This is a genomic window from Salinicoccus hispanicus (assembly GCF_009831115.1).
GTDB lineage: Bacteria > Bacillota > Bacilli > Staphylococcales > Salinicoccaceae > Salinicoccus > Salinicoccus hispanicus.
This window is the reverse complement of sequence record NZ_WUUK01000005.1, coordinates 212,571-229,816: the sequence shown is the minus strand read 5'-3', so window position 1 is coordinate 229,816 and position 17,246 is coordinate 212,571. Positions and strand designations below refer to the sequence as shown.

General features: G+C 47.4%; 19 protein-coding genes. 9 read left to right on the top strand and 10 right to left on the bottom strand.

Going from position 1 to position 17,246, the window contains the following annotated elements; all coding sequences use genetic code 11:
• The first annotated feature begins 166 nt into the window (after positions 1-166).
• The gene (gene ddlA, locus GQ671_RS12630; RefSeq protein ID WP_160657880.1) at positions 167-1,228 is read left to right on the top strand and encodes a D-alanine--D-alanine ligase; all 1,062 of its coding nucleotides are present in this window, start codon (positions 167-169) and stop codon (positions 1,226-1,228) included.
• A gap of 25 nt (positions 1,229-1,253) precedes the next feature.
• Positions 1,254-1,769 (top strand): GNAT family N-acetyltransferase, encoded by a 516-nt coding sequence (locus tag GQ671_RS12625; protein ID WP_160657877.1) that lies wholly within the window; start codon positions 1,254-1,256, stop codon positions 1,767-1,769.
• A 34-nt stretch (positions 1,770-1,803) separates the two neighbouring features.
• Here GQ671_RS12625 and GQ671_RS12620 read toward each other — a convergent pair whose 3' ends face one another.
• The gene (locus tag GQ671_RS12620; protein WP_160657874.1) at positions 1,804-2,850 is read right to left on the bottom strand and encodes an LLM class flavin-dependent oxidoreductase; all 1,047 of its coding nucleotides are present in this window, start codon (positions 2,848-2,850) and stop codon (positions 1,804-1,806) included.
• Between the two features lie 112 nt (positions 2,851-2,962).
• On the opposite strand from GQ671_RS12620, the gene pepT reads away from it, so the two are divergent.
• Positions 2,963-4,183: a peptidase T gene (pepT, locus tag GQ671_RS12615; protein WP_160657871.1), complete on the top strand. Its 1,221-nt coding sequence runs from the start codon at positions 2,963-2,965 to the stop codon at positions 4,181-4,183.
• A gap of 95 nt (positions 4,184-4,278) precedes the next feature.
• A complete protein-coding gene (locus tag GQ671_RS12610; RefSeq protein ID WP_160657868.1) occupies positions 4,279-5,676 on the top strand; it encodes an MDR family MFS transporter in 1,398 nt (465 codons plus the stop codon).
• Positions 5,677-5,725: 49 nt separating this feature from the next.
• Here GQ671_RS12610 and GQ671_RS12605 read toward each other — a convergent pair whose 3' ends face one another.
• Together GQ671_RS12605 and GQ671_RS12930 are read right to left on the bottom strand one after the other, a co-directional pair.
• A complete protein-coding gene (locus GQ671_RS12605; protein WP_160657865.1) occupies positions 5,726-7,192 on the bottom strand; it encodes a DHA2 family efflux MFS transporter permease subunit in 1,467 nt (488 codons plus the stop codon).
• A 79-nt stretch (positions 7,193-7,271) separates the two neighbouring features.
• Positions 7,272-7,445, bottom strand: coding sequence for a hypothetical protein (locus GQ671_RS12930; protein ID WP_170288712.1), 174 nt, complete (start codon positions 7,443-7,445; stop codon positions 7,272-7,274).
• A gap of 148 nt (positions 7,446-7,593) precedes the next feature.
• Between GQ671_RS12930 and GQ671_RS12600 the strand changes: the two genes are divergently transcribed.
• A complete protein-coding gene (locus GQ671_RS12600; protein ID WP_160657863.1) occupies positions 7,594-8,055 on the top strand; it encodes a DinB family protein in 462 nt (153 codons plus the stop codon).
• Between the two features lie 110 nt (positions 8,056-8,165).
• Here the strand turns inward: GQ671_RS12600 and GQ671_RS12595 are convergent, their stop codons facing one another.
• Positions 8,166-8,828, bottom strand: coding sequence for a type 1 glutamine amidotransferase domain-containing protein (locus tag GQ671_RS12595; protein WP_160657861.1), 663 nt, complete (start codon positions 8,826-8,828; stop codon positions 8,166-8,168).
• Between the two features lie 124 nt (positions 8,829-8,952).
• Between GQ671_RS12595 and GQ671_RS12590 the strand changes: the two genes are divergently transcribed.
• The 3 genes from GQ671_RS12590 (at position 8,953) to GQ671_RS12580 (ending at position 11,026) form a co-directional block, all read left to right on the top strand.
• On the top strand, positions 8,953-9,753 hold the full coding sequence (locus GQ671_RS12590) for a class I SAM-dependent methyltransferase (RefSeq protein ID WP_160657859.1): 801 nt from the start codon (positions 8,953-8,955) through the stop codon (positions 9,751-9,753).
• 123 nt (positions 9,754-9,876) lie between these two features.
• Positions 9,877-10,515, top strand: coding sequence for an FMN-dependent NADH-azoreductase (locus tag GQ671_RS12585; RefSeq protein WP_160657857.1), 639 nt, complete (start codon positions 9,877-9,879; stop codon positions 10,513-10,515).
• 79 nt (positions 10,516-10,594) lie between these two features.
• On the top strand, positions 10,595-11,026 hold the full coding sequence (locus tag GQ671_RS12580) for a GNAT family N-acetyltransferase (protein WP_160657854.1): 432 nt from the start codon (positions 10,595-10,597) through the stop codon (positions 11,024-11,026).
• Between the two features lie 4 nt (positions 11,027-11,030).
• Here GQ671_RS12580 and GQ671_RS12575 read toward each other — a convergent pair whose 3' ends face one another.
• Positions 11,031-11,300 (bottom strand): hypothetical protein, encoded by a 270-nt coding sequence (locus GQ671_RS12575; RefSeq protein ID WP_160657852.1) that lies wholly within the window; start codon positions 11,298-11,300, stop codon positions 11,031-11,033.
• Positions 11,301-11,717: 417 nt separating this feature from the next.
• Between GQ671_RS12575 and GQ671_RS12570 the strand changes: the two genes are divergently transcribed.
• On the top strand, positions 11,718-11,855 hold the full coding sequence (locus GQ671_RS12570) for a hypothetical protein (RefSeq protein ID WP_160657849.1): 138 nt from the start codon (positions 11,718-11,720) through the stop codon (positions 11,853-11,855).
• A 51-nt stretch (positions 11,856-11,906) separates the two neighbouring features.
• On the opposite strand, the gene GQ671_RS12565 is transcribed toward GQ671_RS12570, so the two are convergent.
• The 5 genes from GQ671_RS12565 to GQ671_RS12545 form a co-directional block, all read right to left on the bottom strand.
• Positions 11,907-12,299 (bottom strand): VOC family protein, encoded by a 393-nt coding sequence (locus GQ671_RS12565; RefSeq protein ID WP_160657847.1) that lies wholly within the window; start codon positions 12,297-12,299, stop codon positions 11,907-11,909.
• 62 nt (positions 12,300-12,361) lie between these two features.
• Positions 12,362-13,204, bottom strand: a complete 843-nt coding sequence (locus GQ671_RS12560; protein WP_160657844.1) for a carbohydrate ABC transporter permease — start codon at positions 13,202-13,204, stop codon at positions 12,362-12,364.
• 4 nt (positions 13,205-13,208) lie between these two features.
• The gene (locus tag GQ671_RS12555; RefSeq protein WP_160657842.1) at positions 13,209-14,096 is read right to left on the bottom strand and encodes a carbohydrate ABC transporter permease; all 888 of its coding nucleotides are present in this window, start codon (positions 14,094-14,096) and stop codon (positions 13,209-13,211) included.
• An 8-nt stretch (positions 14,097-14,104) separates the two neighbouring features.
• The gene (locus GQ671_RS12550) at positions 14,105-15,466 is read right to left on the bottom strand and encodes an ABC transporter substrate-binding protein (protein WP_160657839.1); all 1,362 of its coding nucleotides are present in this window, start codon (positions 15,464-15,466) and stop codon (positions 14,105-14,107) included.
• Between the two features lie 378 nt (positions 15,467-15,844).
• Positions 15,845-17,236 (bottom strand): L-cystine transporter, encoded by a 1,392-nt coding sequence (locus tag GQ671_RS12545; protein WP_160657837.1) that lies wholly within the window; start codon positions 17,234-17,236, stop codon positions 15,845-15,847.
• Positions 17,237-17,246: the final 10 nt, after the last annotated feature.

The window sequence follows — 17,246 nt, the reverse complement described above, 5'->3', positions numbered from 1 at the left end:
TCCTAACAACAGAAGTGTGAATTGTCAATATATTATCTCAATCTCCATATATTTTATTCTACCGGCATATAAAATAAAGAAGTGTCAGCACCTCTATGATAAAATCATAGTAACATTCGAGCTATTATAAGCTAAATGAAAGTAATCCGGACATAGGAGTGTTTGTATGGAAAAGTTGAATATAGGAATCATCTATGGTGGACAGTCGACAGAGCATGAAGTCTCACTACGTTCTGCTGAAAGTGTACTGGATGCACTGGATAAAAGCCGCTATACGGTCAGTCTGATCTACATATCGAAAGCGGGCGAGTGGCTGCTTGCCGACCAGTCGGATAAAATCGAGGTACTGAAGAATGGAGAGAACGGGGTCAGCCTGTCCATCCTGCCTTCACGGCAGTTCATTTCAGAGAAGGGCGAGCACACACTGGATGCCGTACTGCCGATCCTGCACGGTACCGCCGGTGAGGATGGTGTCGTCCAAGGCGTACTTCAGATGATGAACCTTCCTTATGCCGGCTGCAACGTCAGAAGTTCAGCCTTGTGCATGGACAAGGATATGACCAAGCGTCTGCTGAAGATGGAAGGCATTCATGTTGCCGACTGGGTACTCTGCCGGCATCATGAGAAAGATGCAGTGGATTATGTTGCAGTAAAGGAGGCACTTGGACTGCCGATGTTCATCAAGCCTGTGAACCAGGGATCTTCCGTCGGAGTATCCAAAGTGACGGATGAACAGACATTCCAGAAAGCATTGGACCTTGCATTCGAGTTTGATACGAAAGTGATGATTGAAAGTGCAGTCGAGGGGCGCGAGATTGAAGTGTCCGTCCTTGGCAATACAGATCCATTTGTATCGGTGCCTGGAGAAATCGTGGCAAATACCGATTTCTACTCCTACGAATCGAAATACATCGATGAAAACGGCGCTGCACTTGAAATTCCAGCCCGTCTCGATGATGCCACACGCGAACGTATCCAGAAAACGGCAATGGATGCCTATAGGATACTCGACTGCGAAGGCATGTCTCGCGTCGATGTCTTTTTGCAGGAAGACGGGGAAATCATTGTCAATGAAATCAATACATTGCCTGGATTCACCAGCATCAGCATGTACCCGAAGCTGCTTGAAGCATCCGGTATCAGCTATGCTGAACTGCTGGACCGGCTGATTATACTGTCGTTGGAGCGCCACGCGCAGAACAGCCTTCTGAAGACCGATCTATCATAGACAAATCATAAAAGGGGATGGGCATATGGAAATGAAATTGAGGACAGCGGATGCAGGTGATGCAGCAGCCATTGCGAAAGTGCAGGTCGACAGCTGGAGAACCACCTATAGGAACATTGTCGACCAGGCGTACCTGGATAATATGAAGTACGCAGATCGGGAAAGAGTCTGGGAAAAGGCGGTGGAGCAGAACCCGATATTCGTGCTTGTCGATGGCACAGATGAAATTGTCGGTTTTGCGGTCGGCGGGCCGGAACGCAGTGGGGACTTCAAGGGATATGACGGTGAGCTTTATGCCATCTATCTGTATGAATCCGTACAGGGCCATGGAGGCGGCAGATGTCTGGTCGAAGCCGTAGCCAAAAATCTTATTGAACGTGGATTCGGCAGGATGGTCATTGCAGTGCTGTCAGAAAATCCGGCATGCCGATTCTATGAAAAGATGGGCGGGCACAGGATTGGCGAAGAGGAAATAGAAATCGGCCAGTCGAAGCATACGGAACTGATATATGGTTTTGATGAGCTGAAGTCGATGATATGAAAACATCCCCCTCGTTTCGAGGGGGATGAATGCGTCATCTGCCTTCCCATCGTGCAATTTCTTCTCTGACAATGGGCGCAACTTGTTCTCCGAAGAGACGGATGGATTTCATGACCTGGTCATGCGGCATCGTGCCAAGTGGTGTATGGAGCAGGAACCGTTTGATACCGACATTTTTGCGCAGGTCGATGATTTTTTCGGCTACGGTTTCAGGACTGCCACAGTAGAGCGCGCCTTTTTTTGACCTTGCGATATCGAAGCTGCGTCTCGTGTAGTTGCCCCAGCCACGCTCTGCACCGATCTTATTCATACCCTGCTGTGTGGAAGGGAAGAACAGATCTGCAGCTTCTTCGTCCGTGTCCCATATGAATCCATGACTGTGCGAGGCGATGCCGAGCGTTTCGACCGTGTGGCCGGCCTGAGCTGCAGTCTGCTTGTACAGCTCGACCAGAGGGGCGAAGTTCTGTGGACTCCCGCCGATGATGGCCAGTGCCAAAGGCAGACCGAGTCTGCCGGCTCTGACTGTGGAGTCCGGCGTGCCGCCACTCGCAATCCAGATTGGAATCTGATCCTGCTCGGGTTTTGGGAACACCTGGAATCCATTCATCGGCGCACGATGGTTGCCGCTCCAGCTGATCGGGCCACCTTTTTGCAGTTTCAACAGCAGATCCAATTTTTCTTCAAATAGGGCGTCATAGTCATTCAGGTTGTATCCGAACAGCTGGAATGACTCGATGAAGGAGCCTCTGCCAGCCATGATCTCCGCACGGCCGCGGGAAATGCCATCCAGCATGGCGAACCGTTCATGGACTCTTACAGGGTCGTCCGAAGACAGGACGGTGACAGCACTGGATAATCTGATGTTTTCCGTACGTGCCGCACCGGCTGCCAGTACGACTTCCGGAGCGGAGACGGCGTAATCCTCACGATGGTGCTCGCCGACAGCATAGACATCGAGCCCGACCTGGTCTGCCATTTCAATTTCTTCGACGATGTCACGCAGTCTTTCAGCGTGTGAGATCGTCTTTCCTGTATGCGGATCGGGTAATGTTTCTGCAAATGTACTGATTCCAAGTTCCATGTCATTCCTCCAAGATTCTGATGGTTTCATTTTAACACTCGACAGAGACTTCGACCGGATTAAAGCTCCGGGGTTATGATAAAATAAAATAAAAAGCATAGGAGATGGAAACATGCACAACAAACTGATTGATAGACTTTCCAGATACGCAAAAATCGACACACAGTCTGATGTTTCAGGCGACGCAGTACCCTCTACATACAAGCAGTGGGATTTGATCAACCTGCTCGCTTCGGAACTGAAGGAAATCGGCATGGGGGAAGTGGAAGTGGATGACAATGGATACCTCATGGCTACATTGCCGGCCAACACCGACGGTGCACCGGTCATCGGTTTTCTGGCTCACGTGGATACGGCAACCGACTTTACGGGTGCCGGTGTCAACCCGCAAGTAGTGGAATACGCAGGCGGCGAAATCGTATTGAATGAAGCACTGGATGTTGTACTTTCTCCGGACCAGTTCCCGGAACTTGAAAACTACAAGGGACATACGCTCATGACGACCGACGGTACGACACTGCTCGGTGCCGACAACAAGGCCGGCGTGGCGGAAATCATGACGGCGATGGAATATCTGATCAATAATGAAGAAATTAAGCACGGTAAGATCAGGGTCGCCTTCACACCGGATGAGGAAATTGGACGCGGACCGCATCACTTCGACGTGGAACGATTCGGTGCGGATTTCGCCTATACTGTGGACGGCGGACCACTCGGTGAGCTTCAGTATGAAAGCTTTAACGCTGCAAGTGCCAAAGTGACGTTCATCGGCAACAGTGTCCATCCCGGCACAGCAAAGAACAAGATGGTCAATGCCGGACGCATGGCGGCTGATTTCATCACCATGTTCGATGCGAAGGATACACCGGAGCATACTGAAGGGTATGAAGGATTTTTCCATCTGACAAATATCAATGGGGACGTGGAGAAGACGGAAGTCAACTTCATCATCCGTGATTTCGGCAAAGATGAATTCGAAGCCCGCAAGCAGGAGATGCAGGCTCATGTCGAAGCGCTGAAGTCGGAGTACGGTGCCGAGCGTGTTGTACTTGATATGTCCGACCAGTACTATAATATGCGCGACAAGATCGAGCCACGCATGGAGATTGTCGAGTACGCGAGGAAAGCCATGGAGAAACTCGACATCACGCCGATCATCCAGCCGGTCAGGGGCGGCACGGACGGCTCACAGTTGTCCTACAAAGGATTGCCGACGCCGAACATCTTTACTGGCGGAGAAAATTTCCACGGCAAGTTCGAGTATATTTCCATAGATAATATGGAGAAAGCGGTCAATGTAATCACTGAAATCAGCCGGATTGCAGCTGAGTAGATTAGTTGATATTTGTTTCTGAGTCAGGCAATATTGAATATTGTTGTTAGACAACCAAAATACTGTATTGCTTATTTAATGAAAGAAGGATTTTTATGTCAACCAATGAACAGCAGTCGCAGGCGGGTATCAATCGATTACCGTTGATGGCTGTACTTGTTTCTGGCGCATTTGCAGCCATTCTGAATCAGACGCTTTTGTCTACAGCAATTCCTCCAATCATGGAAGACCTGGAGATCAGTGCGGATGTTGCGCAATGGCTGCAGTCCGTCTTCATGCTGGTAAACGGCATAATGATTCCCATTACTGCTTTTCTGATCGGGAAATTCTCGACGCGTAGCCTGTTTTTTACAGCAATGGGGCTGTTCGGCGCAGGGACGCTGGTCTGTGGTCTTGCACCAAACTTCTCAGTACTGCTCGGAGGAAGAATTCTTCAGGCTTCAGGTGCCGGTATCATCATGCCACTGATGCAGACGATCATCTTCCTGGTCTACCCGATTGAAAAGCGTGGTACAGCAATGGGCATATTCGGGCTGGTCATCGGATTCGCACCTGCCATCGGGCCGACACTTTCCGGCTGGTTCGTGGAAAGCTATCCATGGAGAGGCCTGTTCTTCATCATCATTCCGATCGTGATCATCGATCTGATTGTTGCATACTTCATACTTAAGAATGTCACCGAAAAGACGAATCCGAAACTTGATGTGCCATCGATCATCCTTTCCACCTTCGGTTTTGGTGGACTGCTCTACGGCTTCAGTGCCGCCGGCAGCAGTGGCTGGTTGAGCACACCGGTAATGGCTTCACTCATATTTGGTGCAGTGACGCTGTTCCTCTTCATCAGACGACAGAACAGACTTGAGCAGCCGATTCTCGAGTTCAGAGTATTCAAGGATAAGATCTTCGCGATATCAACAGGACTCGGCATGGTCGTATTCATGTCCATGATCGGTGGTGCAGTGATCCTTCCGATCCTGATGCAGGACATGATGGGATTCAGTGCTTTCGAATCCGGTCTCATGCTGCTGCCTGGTGCACTGGTCATGGGGTCGATGAGTCCGGTCACCGGCAGGCTCTTTGACAAGTTCGGAGCAAGGTGGCTTGCCATCATCGGCCTGTTCCTTGTCACAGTTTCAACGTTCATGTTCACTATGATCACCATCGAGACGACATTCACATATCTGGCCGTTGTCAATGTGTTCAGGATGCTAGGAGTGGCCATGGTGATGATGCCGGTGACAACTGCCGGTCTGAACCAGCTGACACCGCAGATGGTACCGCACGGTACTGCGATGAATAACACAATGCGGCAGATTGCAGGCGCAGTCGGTACTGCACTGCTCGTCTCCATCATGACCCATACGGGAAATCCTTCGGCCGGGCTGGAAGGCATGATAGAAGGTGTCAATACGGCATTCCTTGTTGCTGCCATCATTTCACTGGTTGGTCTGCTACTGTCATTTGCATTGAGAAAACCAACGTCACAAAATTAAAAAAGACATCCACTTTGAAGCCGAGCTTCAAAGTGGATGTCTTTATTTTTTATTTCTCGTCTACTGCAACCTGTCGTGTCTTTGTAATGGTGTCCGTTGCAACGTCATCAGTAGATACACGTTTAAGGAAGAACGACAATACTAGAGCAATGGCAAGCAGCAGTGTGGCGATCAGGAAGGCAAGGTTGATACCCGACAGCATCGCTTCATTGGCAACTGTAACGTCAGGAGCGGTCGCCTCACCCAGTATTGTATTCATCCTGTTCTGCATGATGGTGATCAGAAGCGCTGTACCAATCGCACCGGACACCTGATTCAGCATACTGTTGATGGATGAACCATGTGGTGTGAGGTGTGGCGTCAGCTGATTCATGCCGTTTGTCATGACCGGTGTCATGACAAGTGTCAGTCCAAATGCACGGATCGAGTAGAGCAGGATCAGAAATCCATAGCTTGTATCGAAAGTGAGCTGGCTGAAGAAGAATGTCGTTGATGCTGCCAGAAATAATCCGAATATGGCAAGTCTTTTAGGGCCGAACATATCAAACAGCTTGCCGGATACAGGACTCATAAGTCCCATGATCAGTGCCCCCGGCAGGAGCAGCAGGCCTGTATCAAGTGGAGAGATGCCCTGGATATCCTGAAGATATATCGGCATCAGGATCATGCCGGAGAATAGTGCCATGTTCGTTACTCCGATGATCAATGAAGACAGTGTAAACATCGGGGACTTATAGACCGAGAAGTTGAGCATCGGGTCATTCATGCGTGTCTGTTTTCTGATGTAGATGAATACACTGATGAATCCGACGACAAGTGCAATGATGACGTCTGCTTTAAGCCAGCCGCTGTTGCCGGCGGCACTGAAGCCGTAGAGGATGCCACCAAATCCGATTGTTGAAAGAATGACGGATGGGACATCGAGTTTTGTACTGTAGTTCGTATCTGTCTCAGGCAGTTTGAACCAGCCGATGCTGAGGACGACCAGAAGCACTGGAACCATCATGAAGAACAGAAGGTGCCAGGAGTAGTTCTGGACGACAAAACCTGACAGTGTCGGTCCAATTGCTGGCGCGAAGAACATTACAAGACTGAAGAGTCCCATGGCTGTCCCGCGCTGTGCAGGTGGAAAGCTTGTAATCATGACGTTCATCAGGAGTGGCATCAGAATGGCCGAGCCGGAAGCCTGGATCATCCGTCCGATGATCAGCACGACGAATGTCGGCGAGAAGCCGGCAACGAGTGAGCCGGTGAGGAAAAGCAGCATGGCCAGAAGGAAAAGTTTTCTGGCACTGAAGCGCTGCATCAGGAAAGCGGTCGTCGGAATGACGATACCACTGACCAGCATGTAGGCTGTAGAAACCCATTGTACTGTGGATGTCGTCACACCGAAATCATCTTTGATGGATGGCAGTGCAACATTCAGAAACGTATTTGACAACAGGGCGACGAAAGCGCCTGAAAGCAGTATGAATATAAGGCGATAATCGGGTTTGGATCGTTCAGTTGTTTCCATAAAATACCTCTATTTCTTTAAAATCAATATTACTATTATATTCCGATTATCGAAATAAGCAAGGTTTTTGTTTTATGGATCATCCAATTCGATTATCAATGGTGATATAGATGAAAAAGCCTAAAGTGATTCCAAGCAGCAGGGAAAGAGGGATGGCAAATCCGGCAAGCGCAGGTAAGAATGTCGTAATCAGCCAATAGATGGCAAGCGCGACGATACCCATCAGTACCAGACTCGATAGTAAACGTGTCATAGATAAACCTCCACTATAATTTTAGTAGATGCAGTAGGCATCTGATACTATCCGAATTATATCATAATGCAAAAGCATGTCTGAATGAATAAAGTCTCCTATGAAGGGTAGAGAGACAATATACATCCAATAGAAGAGGAGAATGAAAATGAGTAGAGAATTATTGCTGTTTGAACTGGGAAAAGTAAGAGAATGGACACTATCCATATTTGACGGATTGGAAACTGAAGATTTCCATACAGTCGCTGCTGAGTTTCCAAACAGTCTCCACTGGCAGCTCGGCCATGTTGCAACCATGATGGAGCAGGTGACTCAAAGCCTGACTGACAAGAATGATGAAACGTATCAGAGATATGTGAAATACTTTGGCTATGGTACGAGTCCTGACGACTTTGATGATGAAACACCAGCCATTGATGAAATCGAAGCACTGCTGAAGGGACAGCCGTCACGCCTTGAAGATGTTGAAGAGGAAACAATCCAGCAGGAACTCCCTGAAGCATTCATGGGAATGACCACTCAGGAGGAAATGTTCGGCTTCACAATCATGCACGAAGCGATGCACGTAGGCAAGATGGAAGAAATGAAGCGGGTCACGAAAAACCAATAGGACAGAATTGAAAAGAGCATCCTGGGATGCTCTTTTTTCTGAAAAAATGTTATCATTCATCTTAAGAAACAAATAAAAACCCCGACACCTGGTCGGGGGAGTAGGTTAGCCTATTGCAATTTGTTGACGACTGCTCTGGCTGCCGCTTCGGCTGATGCAGGATTCTGTCCAGTGATGAAGTTGCCGTCTGTGACAACGTGCTCTTCCATCGATTCGCCGACGACGAAGCCGGCGCCATGGGATTCCAGTTTGGATTGCAGTGCAAAGGGCATGTCGTCCAGAAGTTCCATCGCTTTTTCTTCTGCATTTGTGAAACCTGTCAGTTTAACGCCATCTACGACATATTTGCCATCTTTCGTCTTGGCGTCGACAAATGCTGCCGGTCCATGGCACACTGCGGAAATGACACGGCCATCATCCTTGAAGAATGCGAGTATGTTCTGTATATCCGGCTGGCCGGGGAAATCATACATTGTGCCATGGCCACCGGCGAAGAATAATGCGTCATATCCTTCATATACCATATCCTTGACGCGTTTCGTATCCTGCAGCAATCTGATGACCTCGTTATTCTTATCTTCATCATCGCTCAAAGAGTTCGGATCAAGCGGTACAGAACCGCCCTTCGGTGATGCGATATCCACTTTGAAGCCGGCACTCTGGAAAACGTGGTAGGGCTCTGCAGCCTCGCCAAGCCAAAGTCCGGTCGGCCTGTTTTCGTCACCATTGATTGTTCCATGATTGGTCACTATCAGTAATACGGATTTAGTCATATTGGTATCCACTCTCCTTTCTTCTGGTTTACCCGGAGTGGGCGGGCGATAATCCCATTTAAAAAAACCTGTTATATGAAAATATGCATTAAAAGAAAAAATCATCTTTATGGAGGACATTAAAATGAATGTGAATTTTGGCAATGTTGCTGAGGAGTATTTGAAGTTCAGGGATGATATCCCTGAAAACCTGCCGAAGGAACTGGAAAAGCGAGGTGTTGAAATCACTGGCAGTAAAGTGGCGGACCTCGGTGCAGGGCCAGGTCTGCTCAGTAAAATATTAAGTGACAAAGGTGCCATTGTGGATGCAATCGAGCCATCATCACAGCTTATTGAAGTCGGCAAGGAACACATTGGAAGTGATCAGCGGATCAATTTTACGCAAAACTATGCGGAAAATACCGGCCTGCCTTCAAACAGCTACGATATTGTCATAGTGATGCGCGCTTGGCACTGGTTCGACCGGGAAGCAACAATAGAGGAGGTCAAGCGGATTCTGAAACCTGGCGGCCGCCTCATCATCATCGATTCCGGTTTCACCTCTGCTTCCCGTATTGTCAAAGAATCCATGAAGATCATCCAGTCCTATTCACCCGACAAGCAGATCCGTGCAGCAGGAACGAAAGAACTTGCTTCCCAGATGATCAACAGTTTTCCTGTAGAGTGGTTCGATGAATGGAAGCATGCCAGATTCGATCTCATGGATCTGTACAAGATGGACTACGATGTCCGCTTCACCAATGAAGAATGGGTTGGCCGGCTGGCCTCCGTCTCCTGGATTGCCGCTTTCAAGGAAAAGCAGAGAACGAGCACCTTGAATAAGATCAGCACTTATCTGGAAGAGCATTTTCCGGACGGCAGGCATAAAATTCCACACATTTTGAGCGTTGCCATCCTAAAAAATAAAAATAACCTCCCACTGTAGAATAATTTGTCTTCAATTAAAAATAGTTTGTGAAAAACAATCATTTTTATTTACAACTTGATTACTTTTTGTTATTATATGGATTATGTGATATCAAACCACAAACATTTGGAGGCAATATAGATGAAGAACGTACTTGTAGTCAAAGCAAATAACCGGCCAGACGGCATCTCAACAAAGATGTATGATGCATTCATGGAAGGTGCAGAGGACAATAAAAACCTTAATATAGAAACATATGATGTATTTGCACAAGATATGCCATACATCGGACACGAATTATTCAGCGCACTCGGTAAAATCCAGAACGAAGAAGCACTGGAAGCAGACGAGCAGCGTCTGATGGATGCAAAACAAAAAGCGATGGATGCTTTCGAAAAAGCAGATGTCATCGTATTTGCATTCCCACTATGGAATCTGACAATACCTGCACGTCTTCAGACGTTCATCGACTATGTATATTCTGCAGGGTTCACGTTCAAATACAACCCGGATGGCTCCATGGCACAACTTATGACGGACAAGAAAATCATCCTGCTCAACGCACGCGGAGGTGTCTACAGCACACCTGAAGCGAGTGGTATGGATATGTCCAACAACTACATGAAAGCTGTCTTCGGCGGTGTATTCGGAATGGAAATATTCAATGAGATCGTTATCGAAGGACACAATGCAATGCCGCAGGAAGCGGCAAGAATCATAGAAGAAGGTCTTGAAACGGTACGTGAAAGTGCACGTGAGCTTGACGCACAGTTTGCATAGAATATTTAATCGACCGATGCCCTTTGCATCGGTCTTTTTATGGTATTATTTGATTAAACCTGAAAAAGGAGGCATTTGAATGTGGCATGTGAACACCTTTGAAGAATTGGACACCCGTACCCTGGAAGAGATATACAGACTCAGGGTGGCCGTGTTTGTAGTGGAGCAGGAGTGTGCCTATCAGGAAATCGATGGCAAGGATGCAAACTGCACCCATATTTATAAGACAGATGAGACAGGCATCATCGCCTACCTCAGAATTGTGCATGAAACGCCTGTATCCATTGGACGGGTCATCGTCAGGCAGGACCGCCGGAAGGGTGGGCTCGGCCAGGAGCTGATGCGCCAGGCAATGGATTTCGTACATACAAACCATCAAGGTGAGCTGATCTATCTGCATGGTCAGGCACATCTTGAGAAGTTCTACCAGTCCTTCGGCTTCAGAACAACTTCCGATGTGCATCTGGAAGACGGCATTCCCCACATAGATATGGAATACAAAGAGAATTGATCATTCAATTCTCTTTTATTTTTGTCTCCTCGATCAGCCAGCGTCTGTTTTCGTCCCTTTCGTAGGACAGGCGGTTTTCTGCTCTGATCTTATGAAGTTCCTCCATCATCGACTGGTTTTCAAGCAGATAATTTTCCTGCCTGATCTGCTCAAGTTCAATCTCCTTATTCAGTACATCGACACGAATCTGTTCCATTTTCCTCTTATGCTTCATATAGTCACTGCCGGAACCACTCGCCACCGCAATCAGTACAATCATCACTATCCACCACATGAGTTTTACCCCTTTTCAAATTATTCCTGGTATTTGAAACCAGTATACAACACTCGCAGCATAGATGGAGGTAAAAGTACCGGATATAGGCATTTTTTCACCATTTATCGTATACCTGCAATTGGGTTTATTCTGACAACTGTCCAATAGTGTATGAACAAACCAGGGAAGCGGTTACATATGAATAAGAATGCAATAAAAAGCATCAACTTGCTGTTTAGATAAACATAATGAAATTATATTACACATATTTTATTATTTTATTAAATTGATTAAAAATTATCAATAGATTTACTTTGGTAATTATATCACATGATAATTGATAAAACCTCGATATGATGGTATATTTAAATTAACTTAAACGAGAGAAAAATAATCGTCGATGAAATAAATTACAAAATTTTAGGGGGAAATAAAATGTTTTCAACAGATCGTGTTTCTGCAGACCTACGCATGGCAGAGTATAAGAGAATGGCTGAGAGTTCCATCCATCTTTCCGAAAAGAAGAAAGTAGCTAAAACGAAAAAATCCTTCCTTGCAAGAATGTTCGGCTAGGATCCATGCGAATGACCATCCCTGATTAAGAAGAGGGGTGGTCATTTTTTATTAGGATAGATTCAGCTGCCACGTGACACCGAACTGGTCCTGTATCCAGGCGAACTGTCTGGAGAATCCGTAGTCATCGAGCGGCATGTGGATGGCGCCTTTGTTTTTAAGTTTTCGATAGTAGAGTTCCATCTCTTGGGATGTCTCGCACTCGATGAAGAATGACATGCTCGGTGTAAACGTGAATTCATGGGGCACCTGGCTGTCCATCACTCTGATGAGCTGATCGTGGATTCGTATCGCCCCCTGGGCCACCTTGCCTTCAAGCCCGGGTGCAGCAGCATCGTATTTCTGCAGCAGCAGTACTTCTGCATCTCTGAAAGTTTCAGCATAGTAGTCGAGTGCTTCTTCGGCACGCCCTTCAAATGTAAGAAACGGGTTCATTGATTTCATAATCCTACTCCTCATTTTTTCTCCAGTATAACAAAAAAATAGAGCACCCCGCGCGGGGTGCTCTATTTTTCTTCTGTCTGGCCGAGTATATTCGATCCCTGTATGAAATACTTCTGGAAAAAGAAGAACAGAAGTATGACGGGCAGCAGGACGAGCAGTGAGCCGGCCATCAGATAGTTCCACTGTGTACTCGACTGCTCCTTGAATACTTGCAGGCCGAGCTGCAGTGTGTAGAGTGATTCGTCATTCAGGTACAGCAATGGGCCGAGGAAGTCGTTCCATACCCCATTGAATGAGAATATCGCAACTGTAAACAGTGCCGGCTTGATCATCGGCAGCGCAATCTTGAAGAATATGTGGAAGTGGTTGGCACCTTCCATGCGGGCGGCTTCAATCATGCTGTTCGGTACACTTTTAAAGAACTGGCGCAGCAGGAATATGTTGAACGCACTGCCGAAGAATGAGGGAAGTACCAATGGATAGTAGGTATTTACCAGTCCCAGCTTTGCGAATATTACGTACTGTGGAATCATTGTGATGAATCCCGGCAGCATCATGGTGGACAGTACAAGAATAAACAGCTTGTCCCGACCTTTGAAGCTGATTTTGGCGAATCCATATGCAATGAAGGCATTGACGAATACGTTGGCCAGGACAACAAGTACAGTAATGACGGAAGTATTGATGAAATAGGTGACAAAAGGTGCTGCCTGGAATATGTCTATGAAATTCGAGAACTGTATATCCTCGGGAATGAAAGTGAATTCCCCACGATAAATCTCCTCCATCGACTTCAGTGCGATGGATACCATCCAGAACAGCGGTGCAATCATGAACAGGCTGCCGACGACGAGAAGAACGAAGTTGAAATTTCTCCAGAACTTCATCTTATTGGAGTTGTACATTCAGTCATTCCCCCTCATAATGCACCCAGCGCCTGGCGAATTTGAAATTGATGACCGTCAGGATGAGCACGATGACGAAGAGTATCCATGACATTGCCATCGCATATCCCATATCAAAGAGATTGAAGGCGTTGATCCACATATAAAGATTATAGAACAGAAGCGAGTTCTCCGGGGCCCCGGCATTATTGGAACTCATTACATAGGCTTCCTGGAAAATCTGGAATGACCCGATGGTACTTGTGACGATATCGAAGAAGATGATGGGTGAAACCATGGGCAGCGTAATCCTGAAGAACATCTGCGCCCGGGAAGCTCCGTCCATGATGGCTGCTTCGTAGAGTGCTTTCGAGACACCCTGCATGGCGGCGAGGTACAGCAGCATGCTGCCCCCGGCACTCCATAGCTTCATGATGATCAGGGATGGCTTCGACCATTCGGGATCGAACAGCCAGTTCGGCCCATCGATTCCGAACAGGCCGAGAAACTGGTTGATCAGCCCCGTGGATGGATCAAGCAGCTGCATCCATAACAGATAGACACCGACCCCTGACAGGATCGCAGGCAGATAGTAGATGGTGCGGAACACCCTCATGCCGCGGATGTTCTGGTTCATCAAGGTCGATATCAGTATGGCCATGATTGTGGTCAGTGGTACCGAGAATATTACAAAATACATCGTATTGTAGAGTGATGTCCAGAACAGGTCATCATACATGAACAGTTCCTTATAGTTCTGTAGACCGATAAAATCCATCTGTGAGGTTACATTGTAGTTTGTAAAGCTGCCGAAAAGAGAAAAGAGGAGGGGGCCGAGTGTCAGCCCCAAAAACCCGATGATCCACGGCAGTATGAACAGATATCCATACAATGTCTCTTTCTTTTTATACATGCAATCACCTATCTGTTATTTTCAACTATGCGTTCAAGGTCGGACTGTGCCTTTTCAAGTCCCGCTTCGACACTGGTATTCTCGCTGACGATGGATTCGAAGGTCGGAGTGATTGTGCTGGAGTAATCCGGTGCGATGACAGGCTGTGGTGTAAGCAGTGTGTCATCCATATTCTCGACCATGAGCGAATACACTTCCTGGCCGGCTGCGCTGAATTCTTCGCTTTCGGCTGCGGCCATGGCAGCTTCCTGATTGGCGACAAGGTCAAAGTTGTTCTCCGCCCAGTAGAGCTGGGTATCATGGTTTGTCAGGAATTCGATGAACTGGTAGGAAGCTTCGGGATCTTTCGCACCCTTAGGCACTTCGGCAACAAATCCGCCACCCCAGGAAGTATGACCATTGCCTTCTTCCTTCTCAGGCATTGGTGCCACACCAAAGTTCAGATCCTGACCGAAATCTCTGAGCTGTACATAATAATTGGCATTCTGTACCATCATCCCGATATTACCCGCCATGAATGGATCCTGCTGGGCATTTTCAAACTGCGAATTGATGGAAGTGATGGTATTTCCTCCGTATTTATTCTTCTGTTCGAGTATCCAGTTGAAAGTATCATGTACAGGTTCAGTATCAATGGATACGTTTCCTTCTTCGTCAATGAAGTTCTCTCCAAGTGCATTCAGCATCCATAGATCGGAGCCCGGTCCGATAAGCGGATAGAAACCGATGGTTTCGTAGCTGTCCCCTTCCTGCACATCAAGTGCATCAGCATACTCCTCCATCTCTGCCCACGTGGATGGCGGGTCTTCCGGATCAAGTCCTGCTTCTTCGAACAGATCCTTGTTATAGAAAAGTATCTGTGTATCCGTGTTGAACGGGAGGGCGTACATCTCGTCGTCCACCATCGTCGCTTCTGCCATCTGATCGTAGAAGCGTCCCTGCACCTCTTCATCGACAAATTCGGTGAGCGGCTCCATCTGTCCTTCCTGTGCTCTCAGCTTGACCGTGTTGATATCGTTGATGATGACATCCGGTGGGTCACCCGCAGCGATGGCTGCAAGGTTCTTCGTCCAGATATCCCCCCATGGCACGTAAGTATGCTGGACTTCTATTTCATCCTGAGAATTGTTGAAGTCTTCTATGATCTGATCAACAATCGGACGTCTTTGCTCGGAACCCCAGAAAGTCCAGAAATCAAGCGTAATCTTTTCACCATTTCCAGATGATTCGGAACCACTGTCTGCGGTATCGTCTGAAGCACTGTCAGATTCCGTAGAACCCGAGTCTTCAGAACCCCCTCCAATCTGGAAACCCCCACAGGCACTCAGCAGTACTACCGACATGATAATAAGTAATAGGTATTTCTTCATGCTCAATCCCCCATTCAGCTATAATATTTAGAATATTCATTTATGAGTACATTATAGCAAAGAAGCAGTAAAATACTATGGAGAAGTAGTAATAATAGGTAATTTATTTTTAAGTGTTCCATGCATAACGCATCAAAATGGAGGAGTGTCAGGGATTATAACAGTTTTTGAGAAATATTGAGCATAAGATATTTTTGTTGATATAACTAGGATTGAATCTTCTTTCCAGTGCGGTATCGTCGAGGAATGAAGGAGGGGATATGTATCAAAAAAGTACTTCTACTGTAATACAATCACAAATTGAAAGTAATATTTTTTGAAATTTACATTTATAAAATTTCAAAAGAAAAACCGGTACCCCAAGGGTACCGGCTGATGCTATGCTTCTGCTGTGAGCTCATCGAAGTGCTCATCGTTATATACGTTCTTATCGAGCGTGCCGTTGGTTTTGGCAGTGATTGTGCCGGCTGTCATCGAACCGTTCACATTAAGTGCGGTTCTGCCCATATCGATCAGTGGTTCGATGGAGATGAGTACGGCTGCAAGAGCGACCGGCAGGTTCATGGTGGAGAGGACGATGATGGCTGCGAATGTTGCCCCGCCCCCGACACCTGCGATGCCGAGTGATGCAATGACGGTCACCGCGATCAGCGTCACAATGAACTGTGCATTGATTTCAATACCGGCTGCCGGTGCAATCATGATACCGAGCATTGCCGGGTAGATGCCTGCACAGCCGTTCTGTCCGATGGACAGCCCGAAGCTGCCTGAGAAGTTGGCGATGCTTGCAGGGACACCGAGTCTTGTACGCTGCGTCTGTATATTGAGTGGCAGCGTACCTGCGCTTGAACGTGAAGTGAATGCGAACAGCAGTGCTTCGGAGGTCTTCTTGACATACTGTATCGGATTCAGTCCAGTGAGTGATATCAGCAGCAAGTGGATGATGTACATCGTGATCAATGCTGCGTATGAAGCGACGACAAACAGTCCAAGATCGTAGATTGCCTGGAAATCGCTTGTTGCGACCGTTGAAGTCATGATGGCAAGGATACCGTATGGTGTCAGAGCCAGTACGATTTTGACAAGCTGCATGATCCAGTCGTTCAGGGCGATGAGACCTTGCCTGATCTTGTCGCCGCTCTCCGGATTACGCTGCATGAGACGAATGAAGCTGATGCCTAGGAATATGGCAAAAAATACGACCGCAATCGTGGAAGTCGCACGGTCCCCGGTAAAGTCAAGGAACGGGTTGGCCGGCAGCAGGGAAACAAGCTGCTGTGGCAGTGTCTGGTCCTGCACTTCGGAAGCAGTGCTTTCCAAGGATAGAGCACGGTCGTTCTCCGCTTCGCCGAGGTTCAGGCTGGAAGCATCCAGATTGAAGACAAGTGCTGCAGTGATGCCGATAGCAGCAGCGATGGCCGTTGTACCCAGCAGCAGCCCGATGATCTTAAGTCCGGACTTCAGGAATTTCTCCTTGATGTCCATCTTTGCAAATGCACTCAGGATTGAGATGAAGATCAGTGGCATGACAATCATCTGCAGCAATCTGACAAAGCCGCTGCCGACGATGGAAATCCAGTCCATCGTGCTTGTGATGACTGTATTTTCAGCACCATAGATGAGATGAAGTGCTGCACCGAATATGAGACCGATCAGAAGGCCGATCATTACACGATATGAGAATTTTACATTCCGGCGCTTCAGGTAGACGAGAGCACCGATCAGCAGCAGGAATGCAATGAGATTGATTACGATGAATAATACATCCATTATGTTAGCT